Annotated in this window: 15 protein-coding genes; 10 read left to right on the top strand and 5 right to left on the bottom strand. The window is 66.2% G+C overall.

The features are described from left to right. The first annotated feature begins 324 nt into the window (after positions 1 to 324). Positions 325 to 1,662: a xylose isomerase gene (gene xylA / locus ACDH77_RS19835; RefSeq protein WP_122272683.1), complete on the top strand. Its 1,338-nt coding sequence runs from the start codon at positions 325 to 327 to the stop codon at positions 1,660 to 1,662. A 212-nt stretch (positions 1,663 to 1,874) separates the two neighbouring features. Here the strand turns inward: xylA and ACDH77_RS19840 are convergent, their stop codons facing one another. Then, positions 1,875 to 2,948: a LacI family DNA-binding transcriptional regulator gene (locus ACDH77_RS19840; protein ID WP_011349086.1), complete on the bottom strand. Its 1,074-nt coding sequence runs from the start codon at positions 2,946 to 2,948 to the stop codon at positions 1,875 to 1,877. Between the two features lie 176 nt (positions 2,949 to 3,124). Between ACDH77_RS19840 and ACDH77_RS19845 the strand changes: the two genes are divergently transcribed. From ACDH77_RS19845 to ACDH77_RS19870, 6 genes are all read left to right on the top strand, one after another. Continuing rightward, entirely contained in the window at positions 3,125 to 5,320 is a 2,196-nt protein-coding gene (locus ACDH77_RS19845; RefSeq protein ID WP_372353922.1) for an alpha-glucuronidase family glycosyl hydrolase, read from the top strand. Next, on the top strand, positions 5,317 to 7,281 hold the full coding sequence (locus ACDH77_RS19850; RefSeq protein WP_372353621.1) for a sialate O-acetylesterase: 1,965 nt from the start codon (positions 5,317 to 5,319) through the stop codon (positions 7,279 to 7,281). The genes ACDH77_RS19845 and ACDH77_RS19850 overlap by 4 nt, the downstream gene beginning before the upstream one ends. Before the next feature lie 11 nt (positions 7,282 to 7,292). Then, positions 7,293 to 8,552 (top strand): D-mannonate dehydratase ManD, encoded by a 1,260-nt coding sequence (gene manD / locus ACDH77_RS19855; protein WP_372353622.1) that lies wholly within the window; start codon positions 7,293 to 7,295, stop codon positions 8,550 to 8,552. 23 nt (positions 8,553 to 8,575) lie between these two features. Beyond that, positions 8,576 to 10,246, top strand: a complete 1,671-nt coding sequence (locus ACDH77_RS19860; RefSeq protein ID WP_338338531.1) for a glycoside hydrolase family 43 protein — start codon at positions 8,576 to 8,578, stop codon at positions 10,244 to 10,246. A 2-nt stretch (positions 10,247 to 10,248) separates the two neighbouring features. Continuing rightward, a complete protein-coding gene (locus tag ACDH77_RS19865) occupies positions 10,249 to 12,957 on the top strand; it encodes a glycoside hydrolase family 3 C-terminal domain-containing protein (protein WP_372353623.1) in 2,709 nt (902 codons plus the stop codon). 148 nt (positions 12,958 to 13,105) lie between these two features. Then, a complete protein-coding gene (locus tag ACDH77_RS19870) occupies positions 13,106 to 14,578 on the top strand; it encodes a mannitol dehydrogenase family protein (RefSeq protein WP_372353624.1) in 1,473 nt (490 codons plus the stop codon). Between the two features lie 81 nt (positions 14,579 to 14,659). On the opposite strand, the gene ACDH77_RS19875 is transcribed toward ACDH77_RS19870, so the two are convergent. Continuing rightward, entirely contained in the window at positions 14,660 to 15,049 is a 390-nt protein-coding gene (locus ACDH77_RS19875; RefSeq protein ID WP_011349093.1) for a bleomycin resistance protein, read from the bottom strand. Positions 15,050 to 15,157: 108 nt separating this feature from the next. Next, positions 15,158 to 15,568 carry a hypothetical protein gene (locus ACDH77_RS19880; protein ID WP_065613382.1) on the bottom strand — a complete coding sequence of 137 codons (411 nt, stop codon included), beginning with the start codon at positions 15,566 to 15,568 and terminating at the stop codon, positions 15,158 to 15,160. Positions 15,569 to 15,807: 239 nt separating this feature from the next. Here ACDH77_RS19880 and ACDH77_RS19885 point away from each other — a divergent pair, with 239 nt between their 5' ends. The 3 genes from ACDH77_RS19885 (at position 15,808) to ACDH77_RS19895 (ending at position 18,299) form a co-directional block, all read left to right on the top strand. Next, the gene (locus tag ACDH77_RS19885) at positions 15,808 to 15,966 is read left to right on the top strand and encodes a DUF2256 domain-containing protein (protein ID WP_011349095.1); all 159 of its coding nucleotides are present in this window, start codon (positions 15,808 to 15,810) and stop codon (positions 15,964 to 15,966) included. Positions 15,967 to 16,190: 224 nt separating this feature from the next. Beyond that, positions 16,191 to 16,724, top strand: a complete 534-nt coding sequence (locus ACDH77_RS19890; RefSeq protein WP_109298472.1) for a hypothetical protein — start codon at positions 16,191 to 16,193, stop codon at positions 16,722 to 16,724. Positions 16,725 to 17,276: 552 nt separating this feature from the next. Then, entirely contained in the window at positions 17,277 to 18,299 is a 1,023-nt protein-coding gene (locus tag ACDH77_RS19895; protein ID WP_372353625.1) for a Kelch repeat-containing protein, read from the top strand. Between the two features lie 132 nt (positions 18,300 to 18,431). Here ACDH77_RS19895 and ACDH77_RS19900 read toward each other — a convergent pair whose 3' ends face one another. Together ACDH77_RS19900 and ACDH77_RS19905 are read right to left on the bottom strand one after the other, a co-directional pair. Beyond that, positions 18,432 to 19,178 carry a TetR/AcrR family transcriptional regulator gene (locus ACDH77_RS19900; RefSeq protein WP_029820776.1) on the bottom strand — a complete coding sequence of 249 codons (747 nt, stop codon included), beginning with the start codon at positions 19,176 to 19,178 and terminating at the stop codon, positions 18,432 to 18,434. A gap of 211 nt (positions 19,179 to 19,389) precedes the next feature. Beyond that, on the bottom strand, positions 19,390 to 20,826 hold the full coding sequence (locus ACDH77_RS19905) for an aldehyde dehydrogenase family protein (protein ID WP_372164695.1): 1,437 nt from the start codon (positions 20,824 to 20,826) through the stop codon (positions 19,390 to 19,392). Between the last annotated feature and the right edge of the window lie 80 nt (positions 20,827 to 20,906).

Raw genomic sequence — 20,906 nt, forward strand, 5'->3', positions numbered from 1 at the left:
TTGCCTGGTGCGATGCCACAGCACAGCTCGTATCTCGCAGCGCAGCAAGCCTTTCTGCGGCAGGCTCGGTACAGTCGGCAGGTCGCTTGACCCGGGACCGGCATGGCATCTTCAGCTTCGCTACAACGCGCGGCTTTTTTCAGTCGCAGTTGTGGTAGCGCTAACATTTTTTGGCTGGATGCCGATGGCAGTCGCGCGGACGCATCGCTTGCCGGTGCCATGTGCGCTGCGCAACGCGTACGTGGCCATGGCCTGTGCGCTGATGCCGATGTCCCGGTGTAACGCTTTCCCTCTCTTCCCTCCCCTGCTGCAGGAGTTCACCCCATGAGCAACACCGTGTACATCGGCGCGAAAGAATATTTCCCCGGCATCGGCAAGATCGGTTTCGAAGGCCGCGATTCGGACAACCCGCTCGCGTTCAAGGTCTACGACGCCAACAAAACCATCGGCGACAAGACCATGGCCGAGCATCTGCGCTTTGCCGTGGCCTACTGGCACAGCTTCTGCGGCAATGGCGCCGACCCGTTCGGCCCGGGCACGCGTGCGTATCCGTGGGATGCGGGCACTACCGCGTTGAACCGTGCCGAAGCCAAGGCCGATGCGGCGTTCGAGTTCTTCACCAAGCTCGGCGTGCCGTATTACTGCTTCCACGACATCGACCTGGCACCGGATGCCGACGACATCGGCGAGTACGAGCGCAACCTCAAGCACATGGTGGGCATCGCCAAGCAGCGTCAGGCCGACACCGGCATCAAGCTGTTGTGGGGCACGGCCAACCTGTTCTCGCATCCGCGCTACATGAATGGCGCCTCGACCAACCCGGACTTCAATGTCGTGGCGCGTGCGGCGGTGCAGGTCAAGGCCGCGATCGATGCCACCGTTGAATTGGGCGGCGAAAACTACGTGTTCTGGGGCGGTCGCGAAGGCTATGCCTGTCTGCACAACACGCAGATGAAGCGCGAGCAGGACAACATGGCGCGCTTCCTCACCCTGGCGCGCGACTACGGCCGCGCGATCGGCTTCAAGGGCAATTTCCTGATCGAGCCCAAGCCCATGGAGCCGATGAAGCACCAGTACGATTTCGATAGCGCCACGGTGATCGGCTTCCTGCGCCAGCATGGCCTGGACCAGGATTTCAAGCTCAACATCGAGGCCAATCACGCCACGCTGTCCGGCCATAGCTTCGAGCATGACCTGCAGGTAGCATCCGATGCCGGCCTGCTCGGCAGCATCGATGCCAACCGCGGCAACCCGCAGAACGGCTGGGACACCGACCAGTTCCCGACCGATCTGTACGACACCGTCGGCGCCATGCTGGTGGTGCTGCGGCAGGGCGGGCTGGCACCGGGCGGCTTGAACTTCGATGCCAAGGTGCGTCGCGAATCGTCCGACCCGCAGGACCTGTTCCTGGCCCACATCGGCGGCATGGATGCGTTCGCACGCGGGCTGGAAGTGGCCAACGCGCTGCTGACCGCCTCGCCGCTGGAACAGTGGCGCGCCGAGCGTTACGCCAGCTTCGACAGCGGCGCCGGCGCGGACTTTGCCGCAGGCAAGACCACGCTGGCCGATCTGGCCAAGCACGCGGCCGGCAATGCGCCCCAGCAGCTCAGCGGCCGCCAGGAAGCGTATGAAAACCTGATCAATCAGTATCTGACGCGTTGAGCATTGCCACTGCATGCGCCTCGCCTCACCTGGCGCGTGCAATGACCGTCTGCATTGCGACGGTGGGCCAGCTATCACTGCAGCGGTCAGCAATGGCTGCCAATGTGATGCGCGGTCACCAGAAACGTGAGCGCACACCGGCAATGCTGGTGTGTTGCATGCAAGCCTGCGAGGCGACCACATCCGGCTTGCGGCATGCAGGGGTCTGATCGCTACGTTGACTCGGCCGCATCGTCCGCTGTCGGTGCGGCCACCGAATCCCGCTTGACCAGCAGGTGCGCGACCACATGATCGACCATCCTTGCCGTACGCTCCTTGGCCCGAATCGTCTTCAGCAAGATGTCCAGCGCGGCATCGGCCATGGCGGCGATGGGCTGCTGCACGGTGGTGATTTCGGGCCACACCGCAGTGGCGGCAGAGGTGTCGTCGAACCCGACCACCGACAGATCGCGCGGCACATCCAGCCCACGCCGGTGCGCGACCGAGATTGCCGCGGCGGCCATGTCGTCGTTGCTGGCGAAGATGGCGCTGGGACGGCGTTTGCGCGCCAGCAGTTTTTCCGCGGCGACCAGGCCGGATTTGTAGGTGTAATCGCCTGGCTGCACCAGGTGCCGATCCAGGCGCAGACCGGCGTCGGCCAGCGCCGCCTGAAAGCCTTCGAAGCGCCGCGTGCTGGCCGACAGGTTCGGATGCCCGGCGATGTAGCCGATGCGCGCATGCCCCTGTGCGATCAGATGTTCGGTGATCTCTTTGGCAGCAGCGAATTCGTCGATGCGCACACACGCGACATCCGGGCTGAAATGGTTGGAGGCGATCGCCACCACCGGCACCTTGGCGCGCACCAATTCCAGCACTGCGGCCCTGGATTCGCACAAGGGCGGCGGCAGGATCACACCGGCAACGCCTTTGGCGAGCTTGCGCGCGGCCTTGCGTTCGGCATCGGCGTCCAGGTCGTCCCAGCAGTCGATCACCAGCTGGATCGACGTACGCGATGCCACCCGCAACACGCCCAGCAGCAACTCGCGCAGGTAGGCACCGCTGGGATCGCTGTAGATCAACGCAATCCGCGTGCTCTGCGCGGCCGCCAGTGCGCTGGCGGCAAGATTGGGCGTGTAGCCCAGCTTGTCGACCGCGCGCATGACCCGTTCGCGGGTGGCATCGCGCACGCTGCCGGTGTTGTTGACCACGCGCGAGACTGTCATCGGCGAGACCTTTGCCAGCGCTGCCACCTCGTCGATGGTGGTCGCGCGGCTGGTGCGGCGGACCGATTTCCTGACCTTCTCCAAGCGTGGCCTCTTCAAATGCGTGCGAAAGCTGCGGGATGCACGGGCGCTGCTGCGGTAACGCGGACGCCGGGTGCAGGTATGACGATGCGAGCCATGGTACCGGGAAGCAGGCAGAGCGGCGATATGCGCCTGCATGCGCCGGTGACGCTCGAGCATGCCGCATGAGCCGGTCTGCAATGCAGCAGCACGACACGGGTGTCGGCGCATTTACGCTGCAGGCAGTGATGTGGGCGGCGCTGTTATGCAGTGGCCTGTTGATCGGCGCCAACGCGCATGCCGAGGATGGCTACGATCTATGGTTGCGCTACCAACCGCTGGCCAATGCCGCGCAATTGCGTGATAGTGCCAGTCAATTGGTCGTCGTTGGCGATTCGCCCACCCTGCATGCAGCACGCGATGAACTGGCGCGCGGCCTGCAGGGATTATTGGCACGCACACCGCCGCGCGTGGACGCGGTGACGCAAGATGGCGCCGTCGTCCTGGGCGCCGCCAGCGCGCCACAGATTGCCGCCATGAAGCTCGATACAGGCCAGTTGGGCCGCGATGGCTATCTGATTCGGAGCGCCGAGGTACATGGGCATCGCATCACCGCCATTGTCGGCGGCAGCGATCTCGGGGTGCTATACGGCACCTTCCACCTGTTGCGTCTGCTGCAGACCGGGCAATCGCTCGCAGCGCTGGATGTGCGCGCGTCGCCACGCTTGCAGCTGCGCATGCTCAATCATTGGGACAATCTCGATGGTCTGGTGGAGCGTGGCTATGCCGGCGCGTCGCTGTGGAACTGGCAGACGCTGCCTGGCTATCTGGATCCGCGTTACACCGACTACGCACGTGCCAATGCGTCGCTGGGCATCAACGGAACCGTGCTCAACAACGTCAACGCCAAGGCCTGGAGCCTGACGCCGCAATACCTCGACAAGGCGGCGGCGCTGGCGAAGGTGTTTCGTCCGTACGGGATTCGTGTGTTCCTCAGCGCGCGTTTCAGTGCACCGATCGAAATCGGTGGCCTGAAAACCGCCGACCCGCTGGACCCGCAGGTACGGCGCTGGTGGCGCGACACCGCCGGCGCCATCTATGCGCGCATTCCGGATTTCGGCGGGTTCCTGGTCAAGGCCAACTCCGAAGGCCAGCCCGGCCCGCAGGACTATGGACGCAGCCACGCCGATGGCGCGAACCTGCTGGCCGATGCCCTGGCGCCGCACGGCGGGGTGGTGATGTGGCGCGCCTTCGTCTATTCGCATGAGCAACCGGACGACCGCGCCAAGCAGGCCTACAGCGAGTTCGTGCCGCTGGATGGCGCGTTTGCCGACAACGTGATCGTGCAGGTGAAAAACGGGGCCATCGACTTCCAGCCACGCGAGCCGTTTCACCCATTGTTCGGTGCGATGGGCAGGACGCCATTGATGCCGGAGTTTCAGATCACCAAGGAATATCTGGGCTTTTCCACCCATCTGGCCTATCTGGGCCCGCTGTTTTCCGAGACCTTGCAAGCCGACACCTATGCGCGCGGCAAGGGCTCGACCGTTGCAAAGACAGTGGATGGCAGCTTGTTCGCCGAGAGCAAACGCACACGGCTGACCGGGATCGCCGGCGTGGCCAATATCGGCGCCGATCGCAACTGGAGCGGCTCGATCTTCGATCAGGCCAACTGGTACGCGTACGGGCGGCTGGCGTGGGACCCGCAGCTGTCGCCGCAGGCCATTGCGCAGGAATGGACGCGCATGACCTTTTCCAACGATCCGGCAGTGGTCGAGCCGGTGGTCGGCATGATGCTGCGTTCGCGCGAGGCAGTGGTGGACTACATGACTCCGCTCGGTCTGCATCACCTGATGGGGCGCGGCCACCATTACGGCCCGGCGCCGTGGGATGCCGGCAGCGAACGTCCGGACTGGGATCCGGTGTATTACCACCGCGCCGACCGCAACGGGATCGGCTTCGACCGCAGCGCCAGCGGCAGCAATGCCGTTGCGCAATATGCGCCGCCGGTGGCGCGCGAGTTCGGCGATGTGCGGCGCGTGCCCGAGCCGTTGCTGCTGTGGTTCCATCATGTGCCGTGGGATCACCGCATGGCCTCCGGCAGACCGCTGTGGGACGAACTGGTGCGACGTTACGACCATGGCGTGGCCGAGGTCGCTGCGATGCGCACGACCTGGCAGCATCTGGCCGGCAAGATCGATGCACAGCGCTACCAGCAGGTCGCCGATTTTCTGGCGATCCAGCAAGGTGAGGCGCAGTGGTGGCGCGATGCCAGCATCGCCTATTTCCAGAGCGTGTCCGGGCGCCCGCTGCCTGCAGGCGTCAGCCCGCCGGCGCACCCGCTGGCGTATTACCAGGCACTGACATTTCCGTATGCACCGGGGAATCCGAAGTGAGCGCATGTCGCGTAAAGATATTGATCGGCACGCTGTCGGCGTTGCTGCTGCCGCAACTTGCGCGCGCCGCGGATGCGCCGCTGCTGCATCCGGTGTTTCAGGACCATGCGGTGCTGCAACGCGATGCGCCGATCCGCCTGTGGGGCGATGCGGCGCCGGGCACGCGTGTGACCGTGCAACTGGACAGTGCGCAGGTGCAGGCGCGCTCAGACCGGCAAGGTCACTGGGAGGCGCGCTTGCCCGCGCACGCCGCCGGCGGCCCGTACAGCCTGAAGGCCAGCACTGCCAACGGTGCGATGCAGCAGATCGATGACGTGCTGATCGGCGATGTCTGGCTGTGTTCGGGGCAATCGAACATGGAACTGCAGGTGCATCGCACGCTGGATTCGCGCAGCGAGATTACCGATGCCGAGCACCCCAGCATCCGCATGTTCAAGGTGCCCGCGCAATCCAGCCCGACACCGCAACGCGGCTTCGGCGGCGCTGCAACCTGGCAGCGCACCACACCGGAGACGGTGAAGGACTTTTCGGCTGCCTGTTACTACTTCGCACGCGAGTTGCAGAAGAAGGTCGACGTGCCGATGGGGTTGATCAATGCGTCATGGGGCGGGTCGCAACTGCAGGCCTGGATCGGCGACAAGGCCCTGCGTGCGGCCGGCGACGATGGTCCGGCGCTGGATGTGCTGGCGCGCTATGCAACCGACCCGGTGGCGGCCGCACCGCGGTGGGCCGCGCTGTGGGAACGCTGGTGGCGTGCCCATGGCGAAGGCGAACCGTGGCAGCCGGATGCGCCTGGCCATTGGCAGGATGCGCCGCCGGCCTTGGGCGCATGGGACGACTGGGGCGTGCCGCAACTGGTCGGCTTCAACGGCATGGTCTGGTACCGCACCAGCGTCGAGCTGACCCCGGCACAGGCCGCACAGGACGCCTCGTTGCGACTCGGGCCGGTGGACGAACTGGACCAGACCTGGGTCAACGGACGCGGCGTGGGCAGCAGCTATGGCGCCGATCAACCACGTCGCTATGCGCTACCGCGCGGACTGCTGCATGCCGGGCGCAACAGCATCGTGCTCAATGTGCTCAATACCTATCGCCGCGGCGGGCTGCTGGGCGACGCGCCATCGCGCGCACTGCAATTTGCAGACGGCAGCACAGTGGCACTGGACGCGCCCTGGCAATACCGCATCGTGCCGCAGGCAGTGGGCACGCCACCGCGCGCACCGTGGTCGTCGGCCGCCGGGCTGACCACCTTGTACAACGGCATGATCGCGCCGCTGGAACACCTGGGCCTGCGCGGCGTGCTGTGGTACCAGGGCGAATCCAATACCGGCGATGCAGCGCGTTATCCGGCCTTGCTCACTGCCTGGCAGCGCGACTGGCGGCAGCGCTTCGGTGCAGGCCTGCCGTTGCTGGTGGTGCAGTTGGCCAATTACGGCGCACCGCCTACCCAGCCGACCGACAGCGGCTGGGCGCAATTGCGCGAGGCGCAGCGACGCTTTGTGGCCAGCGACGCGCACGCAGGATTGGCGGTGGCGATCGATATCGGCGACCGCTACGACATCCATCCGGCCAACAAGCAGGAGCTGGGCCGGCGCCTGGCGCGCGCGGCGCGGCATGTGGTGTATGGCGAGGCGATTGCGCCGTCCGGCCCGGTGCCGCGCAGCGTGCAGCGCGAGCGCGACAGCGTGCGCATCGGCTTCGACGATGTCGACACCACGCTACTGAGTTACGGCAACGACGCACCGATCGGCTTCGAGCTGTGCGGCGAGGCGTCCGGCACTTGCCGCTATGCCAGCGCCACACTGCAGGGCCACGATGTCAGCGTGCCCATTCCTTCCGGCATGACCGCAACGCGCGTGCGCTACTGCTGGGCCGACAGCCCGGTGTGCACCTTGTACGACCGCAGCGGCCTGCCGGCCGGCCCGTTCGAACTTCCCATCACTGCCACCTCTTCCCCCTGAGCGAGATCACGATGTCACAGACTTCCGACTCCCCTGCACCGCTGCAAGGCTCTGCCCGCGACCGCGAGATCGTCGAGGCGCGCGTCATCGTCACCTGCCCGGGGCGCAATTTCGTCACCTTGAAGATCCGCACGCGTTCGGGCATCACCGGCGTGGGCGATGCCACGCTCAACGGGCGCGAACTGGCAGTGGCCGCGTATCTGCAGGAACACCTGGTGCCGAACCTGATTGGTCGCGATGCCGGGCGCATCGAAGACATCTGGCAGTTCTTCTACCGCGGTGCGTACTGGCGGCGTGGACCGGTGACGATGAGCGCGATCGCCGCGGTGGACGTGGCGTTGTGGGACATCCTGGGCAAGATGGCCGGCATGCCGTTGTACCAGCTGCTGGGCGGGCGCTCGCGCGAGGGTGCGTTGGTGTATGGCCATGCCAACGGCCGCGATATCGCCGAAACCAGCGACGAGGTGGGCCGCTTCCGCGAGATGGGCTTCATCGCGATTCGCGCGCAATGCGGCGTGCCCGGCATCAAGAAGACCTACGGCATTTCTGTCGGCGGCAAACCGTACGAACCGGCCGAAAGCGAGCTGCCCACCGAAACCGTGTGGTCCACGCCGCGCTATCTGGGCGTGGTGCCGAAGCTGTTCGAACAGCTGCGCAACGACCACGGCGACGCGATCGAGCTGCTGCACGACGCGCATCATCGGCTGACCCCGATCGAAGCCGCCCGGCTGGGTCGCGACCTGGAGCCGTACCGGCTGTTCTGGCTGGAAGATGCCACACCGGCGGAAAACCAGCGTGCGTTCGAGATCATTCGCCAGCACACCGTGACGCCGCTGGCAGTGGGTGAGGTATTCAACTCAATCTGGGACTGCAAGCACCTGATCGAGCAGCAGCTGATCGACTACATCCGCACCACGATCGTCCACGCTGGCGGCATCACCCATGTGCGCCGGCTGGCCGATTTCGCCGCGCTGCATCAGGTGCGCACCGGCTTCCACGGCGCCACCGACCTTTCGCCGGTGTGCATGGGCGCCGCCCTGCACTTCGACACCTGGGTGCCCAACTTCGGCATCCAGGAATACATGTTCCATTCCGACGAGGCCAATGCGGTGTTCCCGCACGACTACCAATTCCGCGATGGCCGCCTGCACTGCGGCGAGACACCGGGGCATGGCGTGGACATCGACGAAGCGCTTGCAGCGAAGTATCCCTACGTGCCCAAGCAGTTGCCGATCGCGCGACTGGAAGACGGCGCGATGTGGGATTGGTGATGCGCGCGTTTTCTGCCACGTGTGTGGCCCTGCTGATGGCCTTGGCGGTGCCTGCGAACGCGCAGGCGCAGGCCGCTGCCGATGTTGCGTTCGACTGGTTCGAATACCGCGGCGACGATGCGGTGTTCGCCACGCCGCTGCCGGCCGGGCACTACCGCAATCCGGTGCTGGCCGGTTTCTACCCGGACCCCAGCATCACGCGTGTGGGAGAGCGCTATTACCTGGTCAATTCGACGTTTACCTACTTTCCGGCGATCCCGGTGCTGGAGAGCACCGATCTTGTGCATTGGACCCAGATTGGCAACGTGGTCGAACGCCGCGAGCAGCTCGACTACGACGGGCTGCGCATGTCGCGCGGCATGTATGCCGCCAGCATCCGCCATCACGACGGGCGTTTTTACGTGGTGGGTACCTCGGTCGACAGCGGTGGCAATTTCATCGCCAGTGCCAGCAATGCGGCGGGGCCATGGTCGGCATTGACGTGGCTGCCCAGCATCGACGGCATCGACCCGTCCCTGTTCTTCGATACCGATGGCAGCGCGTACCTGCTCAACAACGGCCCGCCGGAAGGCACGCCGTTGTACGACGGGCATCGCGCGATCTGGATGCAGCGCTTCGATATCGCGAAGAATGCGCCTGTCGGCCCGCGCAAGGTGCTGCTCAATGGCGGCGTGGACCTGGCCAGCAAGCCGATCTGGATCGAAGGCCCGCACCTGTATCAACGCGACGGGTGGTACTACCTCTCATGTGCGGAGGGCGGCACCGGGCCGCAGCATTCGCAGGTGGTGTTGCGCAGCCGTAACGTGTGGGGGCCGTATGCACCGGCACCGAACAACCCCATCCTGACCCAACGCGATCTGCCGGCCGGGCGCGCGCATCCGGTCAGCAACGCCGGCCACGTGGACCTGGTCGACACACCGGACGGGCAGTGGTGGGCGGTGTTTCTCGCAAGCCGTCCGTATCGCGGCGATCACTACAACACCGGGCGCGAAACGTTTTTGCTGCCGGTGCAGTGGCGCGATGGCTGGCCCTCGATCCTGCCGGCGGGACAGCCGATTCCTTACATCGCCAAGGCGCCCGCAGGCATGAAGGCAGTTGCCACGCAGGCACCATTGTCGGGCAACTTCGTCTGGCATGACGATTTCGATCAGGCCACGCTGCAACGCGAATGGCTGACCGTGCGCGTGCCAAAGCACGACGTGGCCGACCTGCGCACGCGGGCAGGCTGGTTGACGTTGCATGCCAGCAGCCAGGGGCTGGACGGTACCGGCACGCCCGCGTTTCTCGCACGCCGCCAGCAACATCTGCGTTTCACCGCCAGCACCGCACTGGAGGTCCCGACCCAGGCGGGCATCCGTGCAGGCTTGGCCGCATTTCAGAATTCGACCGCGTGGTATGCACTCGGCGCCCGTCGCGATGGCGATGCCGTCCAGGTGTTTCTGGACAAGCGCGAGGGCGCGGCCACCACCACGCTGGCGCAGACCCGCATCCCGGCCACTGCACAGCTGCGGCTGCAGATCAGCGGCGATGGTGGTGCGTATAGCTTCGCCTTCGATGCCGATGGCCGCGGCTGGCAATGGCTACGCCGCAACGACGACGCCAGCTTTCTCAGCACCGAAAAGGCCGGCGGCTTCGTCGGCAGCGTGATCGGGCCATTCGCCCAATCGCATCCCGACCGCCCTTCACAGGACTGACCATGCCTTCGCATCCGCCCGCCCCGTTTCGTTCGCTCGCGCAGGGTGTCCTGCTCGCACTGGCATGTACCGCAGGCGCTGCCCATGCCGCGACACCGCCGCCGTATCTGGATACACAACGCAGTTTCGAACAACGCGCGGCCGATCTGGTGTCGCGCATGACGCTGGAAGAAAAGGCCGCGCAGATGCAGAACGCTGCGCCGGCGATTCCGCGCCTGGGGGTGCCGGCCTACGATTGGTGGAACGAGGCGCTGCATGGCGTGGCGCGCGCCGGCGGGGCGACGGTGTTCCCGCAGGCGATCGGCATGGCCGCCACCTTCGACCTGCCGCTGATGCACGAGGTCGCCACCGCCATCAGCGACGAGGCGCGTGCCAAGCATCATCAGTTCCTGCGCCAGAACCAGCACGCGCGCTATCAGGGGCTGACCTTCTGGTCGCCGAACATCAATATCTTCCGCGATCCACGCTGGGGCCGCGGCCAGGAGACCTACGGCGAGGATCCCTTCCTCACCGCGCGCATGGGCGTGACCTTCGTGCAGGGCCTGCAGGGCGAAGGCGCCGACGCACCGAAGAACGCGCAAGGTGAGCCGTACCGCAAGCTCGACGCCACCGCCAAGCATTTCGCCGTGCACAGCGGCCCGGAAGCCGATCGTCACCACTTCGATGCGCGCCCCTCCCAGCGCGACCTGTACGAGACCTACCTGCCGGCGTTCGAGGCACTGGTCAAGGACGGCAAGGTGGATGCGGTGATGGGGGCCTACAACCGCGTGTACGGCGAGTCGGCCAGCGCCAGCAAGTTCCTGCTGCAGGATGTGCTGCGCCAGCAATGGGGCTTCAAGGGCTACGTGGTGTCCGATTGCTGGGCAATCGTGGATATCTGGAAGCACCACAAGATCGTCGCCACCCGCGAACAAGCCGCCGCGCTGGCAGTCAAGCACGGCACCGAACTGGAATGCGGAGAGGAGTATTCCACCCTGCCGGCGGCGGTCCGCCAGGGCCTGATCGACGAGGCGCAGATCGACACCGCGTTGAAGACCTTGATGACCGCGCGCATGCGCCTGGGCATGTTCGATCCGCCCGGGCAGTTGCCGTGGTCGACGATTCCCGCCTCGGTCAACCAGTCGCCGGCGCACGATGCGCTGGCGCGGCGCACCGCGCGCGAATCGCTGGTGCTGCTGAAGAACGATGGCCTGTTGCCGTTGTCGCGGGCCAAGCTCAAGCGCATCGCGGTGATCGGCCCCACCGCCGATGACACCATGGCACTGCTCGGCAACTACTACGGCACGCCGGCCGCGCCGGTCACCGTGCTGCAAGGCATCCGCGCCGCGGCCCCGAATGCGCAGGTGCTGTACGCGCGCGGCGCCGACCTGGTCGAGGGGCGCGACGACCCCGCCGCCACGCCGCTGATCGAACCGCAATACCTGCGGCCGTCGGCCAACTCGCCCGAACGCGGTTTGCGGGGCGAGTATTTTCGCAACCGCGATTTGTCCGGCACGCCGGCCCTGGTGCGCGTGGATGCGCAAATCGGCTTCAAATGGGACCGCGGTTCGCCGACCGACAATCTGCTGGCGCGTGGCGAGGCTGGCCCGAGCGAGGCGGTGCCGGCGGACAACTTCAGCATCCGCTGGAGCGGCCAGCTGGTCCCGCCGACTACCGGCACCTACCACCTGGAAGCGGCCGCCGACGACGGCGTGCGCCTGTACCTGGACGGCAAGCCGGTGATCGACCGTTGGAGCACCAGCGACCGCCTGCACGCCGATGGCGTCGACGTGCAGCTGCAGGCCGGCCGTGCCTACCAGGTGCGGCTGGAATACTTCGAAGGCGAGCGCGATGCCGGCGTGCGCCTGGCCTGGCGCCAACCCGGTGCCAAGCCGCCCTTGCAGGAGGCGCTGGACGTGGCGAGCAGCGCCGACGTGGTGGTCTTTGTCGGTGGCCTGACCGGCGATGTCGAAGGCGAAGAGATGAAGGTGAACTACCCCGGATTTGCCGGCGGCGACCGCACCGACCTGCGCCTGCCCAAGCCGCAGCGCGACCTGCTCGAAGCCTTGCAGGCCACCGGCAAGCCGGTGGTGGCGGTGCTCACCACCGGCTCGGCGCTGGCCATCGATTGGGCGCAGCAGCACCTGCCGGCGATCCTGCTGGCCTGGTATCCCGGCCAGCGCGGCGGCACCGCGGTGGCCGACACGCTGTTCGGCGATGCCAACCCGGGCGGCCGCTTGCCGGTGACGTTCTACAAGGAAAGCGAAACCCTGCCGGCGTTCGACGACTACGCCATGCGCGGCCGCACCTACCGCTACTTCGGCGGCACGCCGCTGTATCCGTTCGGCCACGGCCTGTCGTACACGCAGTTCGCCTATTCCGGCCTGCGCCTGGACCGCACCACCATCGCAGCCGATGGCTCGCTCACTGCCACCGTCACGGTCAAGAACACCGGCCAACGCGCAGGCGATGAGGTAGTGCAGCTGTATCTGCATCCGCTCACCCCGCAACGCGAACGTGCCGGCAAGGAATTGCACGGATTTCAACGTATCACCCTGCAGCCGGGCGAGCAGCGCGCGTTGCATTTCATCCTCGACGCAAAGAACGCGCTGCGCATCTACGACGCGCAGCGCAAGGCGTATGCGGTGGACCCCGGCGCCTATGAAGTGCAGATCGGCGCCTCCAGTGCAGATATCCGCGCCAGGCAGCGCTTTACCGTGACCGAGAAGTAACAGCCGCCCACACTCTCGCCATGCGGCCGTGGATCGACAACTCCTTCGGCCACGATTACTGCAAATCCCCTTTCCTTGCGGGAAAGGGGTTGGGGTGAGGGTTCGGCGCAGCCCTTCCTCCAAACACTCCTACCTCACAGGCGACACGATGCAAGCACCACGTCTTTCGCGCGACACCCTGGCCACATTGCCGCCGGTGGTTTCAAGGCCCAGCTATGACCCGGCAAGCCCCACCATCGGCATCGTGCATCTGGGCGCAGGTGCCTTCCACCGTGCTCACCAGGCCGTCTACATCGATGACCTGCTTGCCGAAGACCCCAGCTGGGCCATCAGCGCCGTCTCGCTGCATCGCCCGCACGTGCGCGATGCCTTGCGCCCACAGCATGGTCTGTACACCCTCGCCCTGCTCGACGAACACCCGCACCTGCGTGTCATCGGTGCCATCCGCGAAGTACTGTGCGCCGCAGACGAACACGCCGCCGTGCTCGCGCGCCTTGCCGACCCGGCAGTGCGCCTGGTCACGCTGACCATCACCGAGAAGGGCTATTGCCTGGCCGGCGACACGCTGGACCTCTCGCATCCGGACATCGTGCACGACATCGCCCATCCCGCGCGCCCGCGCAGCGCCATCGGCTACCTCGTCGCCGGGCTGCAGCAACGCAGGCACGACGGCACCGCGCCGTTCACTGCGTTGAGCTGCGACAACCTCACCGACAACGGCATGCTGCTGCAGCGCGCGGTCGTGCGGCTTGCAGAACAGACCGACCCCGCGCTTGCGCAATGGATCACGCAGCACGCAGCCTTCCCGCGCTCGATGGTCGACAGCATCACGCCCGCCACCGATGACGCGCTGCGCACGCGCGTACACGACCAGCTTGGCGTGCACGATGCCTGGCCGATCCAGCGCGAGCGCTACAGCCAGTGGGTAATCGAAGACCGCTTCTGCAATGGTCGCCCCGCATTCGAGCGCGTGGGCGTCACCCTGAGCGAAGACATCGCCGGCTACGCGCGCGCCAAGCTGCGTCTGCTCAACGCGCCGCACTCGGCGCTGGCGTATCTCGGCAGCCTGCTGGACCTGGAAACCGTGGCCGAGGCCATGCGTCACCGCGAACTTGCCGCATACGTGGAAACGTTGATGCGCGCGGAGATCGCGCCCACCCTGCAGGCCATGCAGGGCTTCGATGCGCAACGCTACAGCGACGCCATCCTTGCCCGTTTTCGCAATCCCGCCATTGGGCACCTGCTCGCCCAGATCGCCTGGGACGGCTCGCAGAAACTCCCGGTGCGCCTGCTCGGCACGATCGGCGACGCACTCGCTACCGGCCGACCGATCCAGCGCCTATGCCTGGCCGTTGCGGCGTGGCTGCATTTTGTCCGCAGGCAGGCGCACAACGGCGTTCCGCTGACCGACCCGTTGAACGATGTCCTCAGCGCGCTTGGCCGCAACGCGACTGGCGATGCAGGTCATGATGTCGCTGATTTTCTGACATTGGAGGCGGTGTTCGGATCGTTGCCCGCAGACGCACGTTTTCCTGCGTCCTTGCAGGCGGCTTATGCAGCGCTCGGCATGGCCACCCCTGCTGAAGTGACACACGCCCTTGGGTCGATGGGTGACGTGTAAGACGGTGCACAGCACCATCTCATTGGCGAGCGGTGGAATCAGGCGGGGCGAGCAGTGCAGTCGCCTCGCCCACGCAATGCATCACCCGGACGCGATCACCTGCCCGATCCGCAGCAGATTGCCGCTCTCATCGACGATGGCGAACTCACGCATGCCCCAGGGCTTGTCGCCAACCGGGTCGAGCCGTGGAATGCCTTGCTCGGGCAAGGCGGCAAGCTTCATCGCTGCGTGGACGGCATCCACATCGCCTACCCTGATGTAACAGCCCGCATAACAGCCGGCCGGATCCAGGTCCGGATGCGCGAAGAAGTGCAGCTCCACATCGCCACGTCGCAGGATTGCGTAACCTGCATCATGCGGATGCGCATCGCCGACAAAGCCCAGCTGCCGATAGAACGCCACCGTCTGCGGAATCGAACGGCTCGGCAGGGTCGGGATGGTTTGCGTTTCTACATTGATGCTGGTGTCCATGACCAACCTCCGTGTATCCAAGCTTCAGAAGCGCTTATGTGAGCAGCTCGATGGAAGTGACAGGCTCGCTCCCCACGCGCCTTAAAAGTCCTGGCGGCGGTTACGGTATCAAACCGTATTCGGTCGCGTGACGCCACGCGTCTCCGACAGACGCATCAGCACCACGATCACCAGGACCAGAAAGCTCAGCTCCCATACGTAGAAGGCTGCGCCTACCCGGTCGATCATCACTTCGTGCCCGGCTTCGTTTTTCAGATAGCGGGTGGCACGAAAGGTATCCATGCCGATCAGGCATGCCGACAGCAGCAGACCCAATGCCGTCCTATCAGATTTGAAGAGGTAACAGAGCCACGCACTGAAGAACAGCAGGTTGCCTAACCAGGCGACGCATTGGCCGTCGAGCACCTGGATCCAGCCGAACAGGAGCAGGACAACGCCGCTCACGTGCTCGGCACCACCATGCAGTGCAGGAAGGCAGAGTGCGGCAACGTACAAAAGGGCCGACGCGACCAGCAACAATGTTTTCACGCACGTCCTTGTTTGAGAATGTGAGCGTGCCGCCTTGCGATGTCCGAGACGTGCCGCCAAACCGCTTCCTGCTAACTATAACAAAGCGTGCGCGCCGGTCTCCCCGCCCATGTACTGCTGTGTTCTGGGCAGCTGCCTGCATGAAGTCCGAGACGGCATTTTGCAGTGGACCTCGCTATGACATGCTTTGCACCCCCCTGCACCGACACGTGTCCCAGTCCTTCCAGCCTATGGCAACACGCAAAAAACAGGATCTACCGGAGAAGGTCTGCGTGCAATGCGGGCGGCCGTTTCGTTGGCGCAAGAAGTGGGAGCGTGTGTGGGACCAGGTGAAGTACTGCTCGGACCGATGCCGGGGCGACAGCAAGCGCCACCGCTCCACGGCTTAGTCGGCACTGCCTCGGACCGGGGGCATGCCGACAAGAGACGGGCCTGTGCCGCCGCACCTCCGAGCGCAGCATGCAAAAACGCGGGTTAACGATACCGCTATTTCTTCCCTGCACGCTGTTTCGTGCCGCCGGACTTGGCCGCACGCTTGCTCGTGCTGCGCTTGCTGGCGACGGCCATGTTGTCCACCAGATTCGGATATGGGCGGCCTGCGGCTTTTGCGCGCTTGCGGGCCTGGGTCTTCTGCGATGCAGACAGTGGCTTGGAGCGCGAAGCGCTCTTTGGGCTGGACGTGCTCCAGGGCGCGGACGTCTTGCCTGCACGCTGTTTCGCAGCTGTGGAGGTGCTCTTCTTCTTGGCCGCAGTGCGCCTTGATGGCGCTTTCTTGGTCGCGCCTTTCTTCTCAGCCGCGCTGCTCCTTGCTGCAGCTTTCTTGCTTGCCTTGCTTGCCTTGCTTGCGACCTTGGACGATGCAGTCTTTCTGGCAGAGGCGCTTGCGGCCGCCGTTTTTTTCGTGGTGCGCTTATTCGGTGCGGTCTTTTTTGCGACTGTCTTTTTTGCTGACTTCTTGGTCGCCGTTTTTTTGGCTGCGGCTTGCCTGGTTGCACTCTTCTTTGCTTTAACCTTCTTTACAGCAGTCTTTTTCGAGCCATTTCCGCTGCTGGCGCCCTTCGTCGCGCTTGCCTGGTGCAGGCGCGCGTACACACGCGCTGCCCAGCGCTGGCCTGCATCGCCGCCCCAGAGCAGCCAGGCGATGTAGCCGGCCGATGGCGCCTTGGCATCCGCCCAACCCTTGCCGCTCTTGTCCACGCTGTGTCGCGCGAAGTACGCATGCATGCGTCCAATGGTCTGTGCAGACAGCGACGTTTGTGCGGAGAGATCGCGCGCACGCGCCACACCAACGGCGGTACCGCCACGGCCGTGCTGCTCGCGCAGGCGCAGTCCACGCGCCGCCGCAGCGGCGACGCTCTTGGGCGGCGTTGTCGCCGAACGGGAAGTTGTCGGGGAACGCGTCACGCAGGTCTCCTGTCATTGCGGTCGCGGTAGTGTTTGCATACGCGGTGCTGTCGGACGTGAAGAGCCGGCGTCTCCCCGGGCACTTGCAAGCAGCAAAGGCGCTGGGCTTGTTGAAGTGCGCTGCGTATCCGGCTGCAACACCGCAATCAGATGATCGACCACTGCCATCGTCAAGCGTGGTGGCAGCGCTGAACTGTCGCGGTCGCTACGTGCGTCGCGGCTCTGTCCGCTTTCTGCTATGGCGGTGCGTCGACAGGTAAGTAGACTGGCCGCTCTTTGCAACCAAGGAACACCGATGCATCGCTTGGCAACGTCGTTCTGCGCGGTGGTCCTGTTCGTGGTGGCCGCAAGCATGCCTGTCAGCGGGCAGGCCAATGACCTCGAACCAGCCGGATCGACCAGCAAGCGGCAATGGCGCGCGGTGCAGGCGCAGGGCGAGCCGCACGCACGCCACGAAAACAGCATGGCCGCCATTGGCGAGCGCCTGTATTTGCTCGGCGGTCGCGGCGAACGCCCGCTGGATATCTTCGATACCCGCACCCGGCGCTGGTCGCGCGGCAGCGCACCGCCATTGGCCGTCAACCACGCCCAGGCGGCGGTCTGGGCAGGCAAGCTCTATCTGGTGGGCGGGTTTACCGGCGACTATCCCAACGAAGTGGCGTTGACGCATCTGCTGATCTACGACCCGGCCACCGACCGCTGGCAGACGGGCGCGGAGATTCCTGCCGATCGCCGCCGCGGTTCGGCCGGTACCGTCGCGCACGACGGAGTGCTGTATCTGGTGGGTGGCAATACGCGTGGCCACAACAGCGGCTATGTGCCCTGGCTGGACGCCTTCGACACGCGGACCCAGCGCTGGACGCGCCTGCCCGATGCGCCGCATGCGCGCGATCACTTCCAGGCCGTGGTGCTCGACGGCAAGCTCTACGCGGGCGGCGGGCGCCGGTCTTCGCACGACACCGGCGACACGCTGTCGCAAACAATTCCGCAGCTGGATATCTACGATCTGCGGCAGGCCACCTGGTCGGTGGCCGATGCCACGCTGCCCACCCCGCGCGCGGGCGCGGCAACCGTCGCGCATCACGGCCGGGTCATGCTGTTGGGCGGCGAAAGCACGGCCCAGGTCGCCGGCCACGCGGAGGTGGAGTCCTACGACCCGGCCACCGCGCGGTGGGAGACCGGTCCGGCCTTGCCGCGCGGCAGGCACGGCACGCAGGCGGCACAGGTGGGCGAGGATCTGTACATCGCCGCAGGCAGCGGCAACCGCGGCGGCGGACCGGAACTGCAGGATCTGCTCGTGCTGCCGTCATTGCCCTGAGCGTTGCATGCGGCGCAGGTGTGCTTGCGGCATTCAGCGCCTGCGAGCAGCCGCATTGCACCTGCCAGATGCCTCGGTGCAGGGAAGGCGCGTCCTTCGCAGGCTCTGACGACCGCGCCCGCTGCCGGCCCATCACCCAGCGCGGTTTGAACGCCGTGCCGGTGGCGAACCTCGCCGGCGCTCCACAGCGCTGCCTTTCGGCACATCGGCCGTTGCATCGCGCAACTGCTCGACGTGGCCGGCGATCATCGTGCCGACTGTCTCGGCCACCGCACGGCTGCTCAGTCGCACATCGAACAGCAGCTCCACGGTCGCATAGATCAGGTCCACCACGATGCGGCTGACCAGACGCAGTTGGCGCGGGTCTGCATCGGGAAAGAATTCGGCGAGCATGCGCACCTGCGCCTTGGTGACCTGCGCGTGCGAGTCCAGGCGCACCTGCTGCAAGGCCGGCACCGCACGCAGCGCGCGCAGGATCCAGACACCGCCCTCGGTGGCCTTGGTCACCCGGTAGGTCTCCAGCACCAGGCCGGTCAGCGCCTGCTGCACCTGTTCGCGCGAACCGGACATCGCCTGCGGCGTGATCCACTTGGGCACCAGCGCGTTCTGCCGCTGCATCAGGCGCGTGCCGAGCTCGGACAACAAGGCATATTTGTTGGGAAAGTAGCGGTACAGCGCCGGTGGCGTCAGTCCGGCATGCGCACAGACCAGATTGGTGGACAGCCGTTCCACGCCGACATCGCCGAGCAATTGCGCGGTCACCGCCAGGATATGTTCGTAGGTCTCGGTCGCGCGATGCTGGGCCGGGAGCTTGTTGCCGGTCAGCCTGGGCGCGGGCGCCTTGAGCGGCGCGCGCGGACGGGACTTGGTCGTGGACATGGGCGGGGGATTCCTCGAACACGGAGTGATGCGTCGGCCAGACCACCGCGACTGCACCTGCGCCGTTGCGTCGCTGCTGCATCGCGCCGGCCAGGCGGCGTCCATCGTCTGCAGTAGCGCCATGCCACCGCCAAGCCATGCGCCTGCACGGCCGGTGTTTGCCAGAGCCACATCATACGCGCTGCGTCGCGGGCGATCTGTGCCGCGCGCGTCATCGGCGGGCCAGCCAGGCGGTCAATGCGGTGGCCACGCGGTGCTGCCAGCCCCGATACGGCGGAAAGAAGGCCCGCGCGGTCAGCAGGCGGCCGCCGCGCAATACCGCACGTTCGTGCGAAAACGCCTTGAATCCATGCAGGCCATGCGCGCTGCCGATCCCCGACTGGCCAATGCCGCCGAACGGCAAGCCGGTGTGCATGAATTGCTGCAGGCAGTGATTGACCACCACGCTGCCGGAGCTGCTGCGCGCCAGCACGCGGGCGACCTGTGCGGCATCGTTGCTCCACAGATACAGCGCCAACGGCTTGGCGGCGGCGTCGAGTCCGGCGAGCACGGTGTCGAGATGGTCGAAGGTCACCACCGGCAGCACCGGCCCGAAGATTTCTTCCTGCGCGATGCGCGCGTGTTCCGGAACATCGGCCAGTACCGTCGGGGCGATGAAACGCTGCGCCACGTCATGCTCGCCGCCGGCCACCAGCTCGGCACCGGCAGCGCGCGCTTCATCGATCAGGGCCGCCAGGCGCGCCGCATGGCCGACATGGATCATGCGCGCCAGGTCGGGGCTGGCAGCCACCGCCGCCGCGCTGCTGCCGTAGCGCTGCGCCAGCAGTTCGCGGCACCGCTGCAGCAGCGCCGTGCGGACCTCGCGATGCACGAACAGCGTATCGGGCGCGATGCAGGTCTGCCCGGCATTGACCAGCTTGCCCCACACCAGCACCTGCGCGGCGCGTTCCAGGTTGGCGCTGCGGTCGACGATGGCCGGCGATTTGCCGCCCAGCTCCAGCGTCACCGAGGCCAGCTGGGCGGCAGCGGCGGCCATGACCTGCCGCCCCACTGCCGGTGAGCCGGTGAAGAACACATGGTCGAACGGGCAGGCCAGCAAGCGCTGCGCAGTGGCCACCCCGCCCTGCACCATCGCCACTTCGGAAGGGTCGAACGCCTCGGCCAGCAGCTCGCGCAGCACCGCGTTGACCTGCGGGGTGAATTCGGACGGCTTGAGGATGGCGGTGTTGCCTGCCGCCAGCGCCGAGACCAGCGGCCCCAGCACGGTGGCAACCGGATAATTCCATGGGCCGATGATCAGGCAGCGGCCCTTGGGCTGATAGCCGATCTGCGCGTGCGTGCCCAGCGTCAGCAAGGTGGGCGACACCTTGCGCGGGCGCATCCAGCGCGGCAGCCCGGCGATGGCGGCGGCGATTTCGTCGACCACCGGCAACAGCTCGCTCAGCTCCACTTCCAGTGCCGGCTTGCCGAAGTCGCCGGCAAAGGCGGCATACAGGGCCTGCCGCCGCGCCAGCAGCGCGCTGCGCAACGCGCGCAGGCGCTCGCGCCGCTGCGCGGCGGTGGAACTGCGCCAGGCCGCGGCCACCGGCTGCTGGGCGGCGAACACTGCCGCGATGTCCTCGGCGCAGACGTCCAGGTCAGCGTGCATGACGCGCACGCCCCTGCTGCAAGCGCACACACCGCAAACGCATCCGCGACCGGCGCGCCGGACGCGCCGGCACGCTGCGG

Origin of the sequence: Xanthomonas axonopodis pv. maculifoliigardeniae, assembly GCF_041519315.1 — a bacterium.
Lineage (GTDB): Bacteria > Pseudomonadota > Gammaproteobacteria > Xanthomonadales > Xanthomonadaceae > Xanthomonas > Xanthomonas euvesicatoria.

Coding starts and splice junctions, on each gene's coding strand:
- xylA (WP_122272683.1), top strand. CDS start 325: ATGAGCAACACCGTGTACATCGGCGCGAAAGAATATTTCCCCGGCATC.
- ACDH77_RS19845 (WP_372353922.1), top strand. CDS start 3,125: ATGCAGCAGCACGACACGGGTGTCGGCGCATTTACGCTGCAGGCAGTG.
- manD (WP_372353622.1), top strand. CDS start 7,293: ATGTCACAGACTTCCGACTCCCCTGCACCGCTGCAAGGCTCTGCCCGC.
- ACDH77_RS19865 (WP_372353623.1), top strand. CDS start 10,249: ATGCCTTCGCATCCGCCCGCCCCGTTTCGTTCGCTCGCGCAGGGTGTC.
- ACDH77_RS19870 (WP_372353624.1), top strand. CDS start 13,106: ATGCAAGCACCACGTCTTTCGCGCGACACCCTGGCCACATTGCCGCCG.
- ACDH77_RS19875 (WP_011349093.1), bottom strand. CDS start 15,049: ATGGACACCAGCATCAATGTAGAAACGCAAACCATCCCGACCCTGCCG.
- ACDH77_RS19885 (WP_011349095.1), top strand. CDS start 15,808: ATGGCAACACGCAAAAAACAGGATCTACCGGAGAAGGTCTGCGTGCAA.
- ACDH77_RS19895 (WP_372353625.1), top strand. CDS start 17,277: ATGCATCGCTTGGCAACGTCGTTCTGCGCGGTGGTCCTGTTCGTGGTG.
- ACDH77_RS19900 (WP_029820776.1), bottom strand. CDS start 19,178: ATGTCCACGACCAAGTCCCGTCCGCGCGCGCCGCTCAAGGCGCCCGCG.
- ACDH77_RS19905 (WP_372164695.1), bottom strand. CDS start 20,826: ATGCACGCTGACCTGGACGTCTGCGCCGAGGACATCGCGGCAGTGTTC.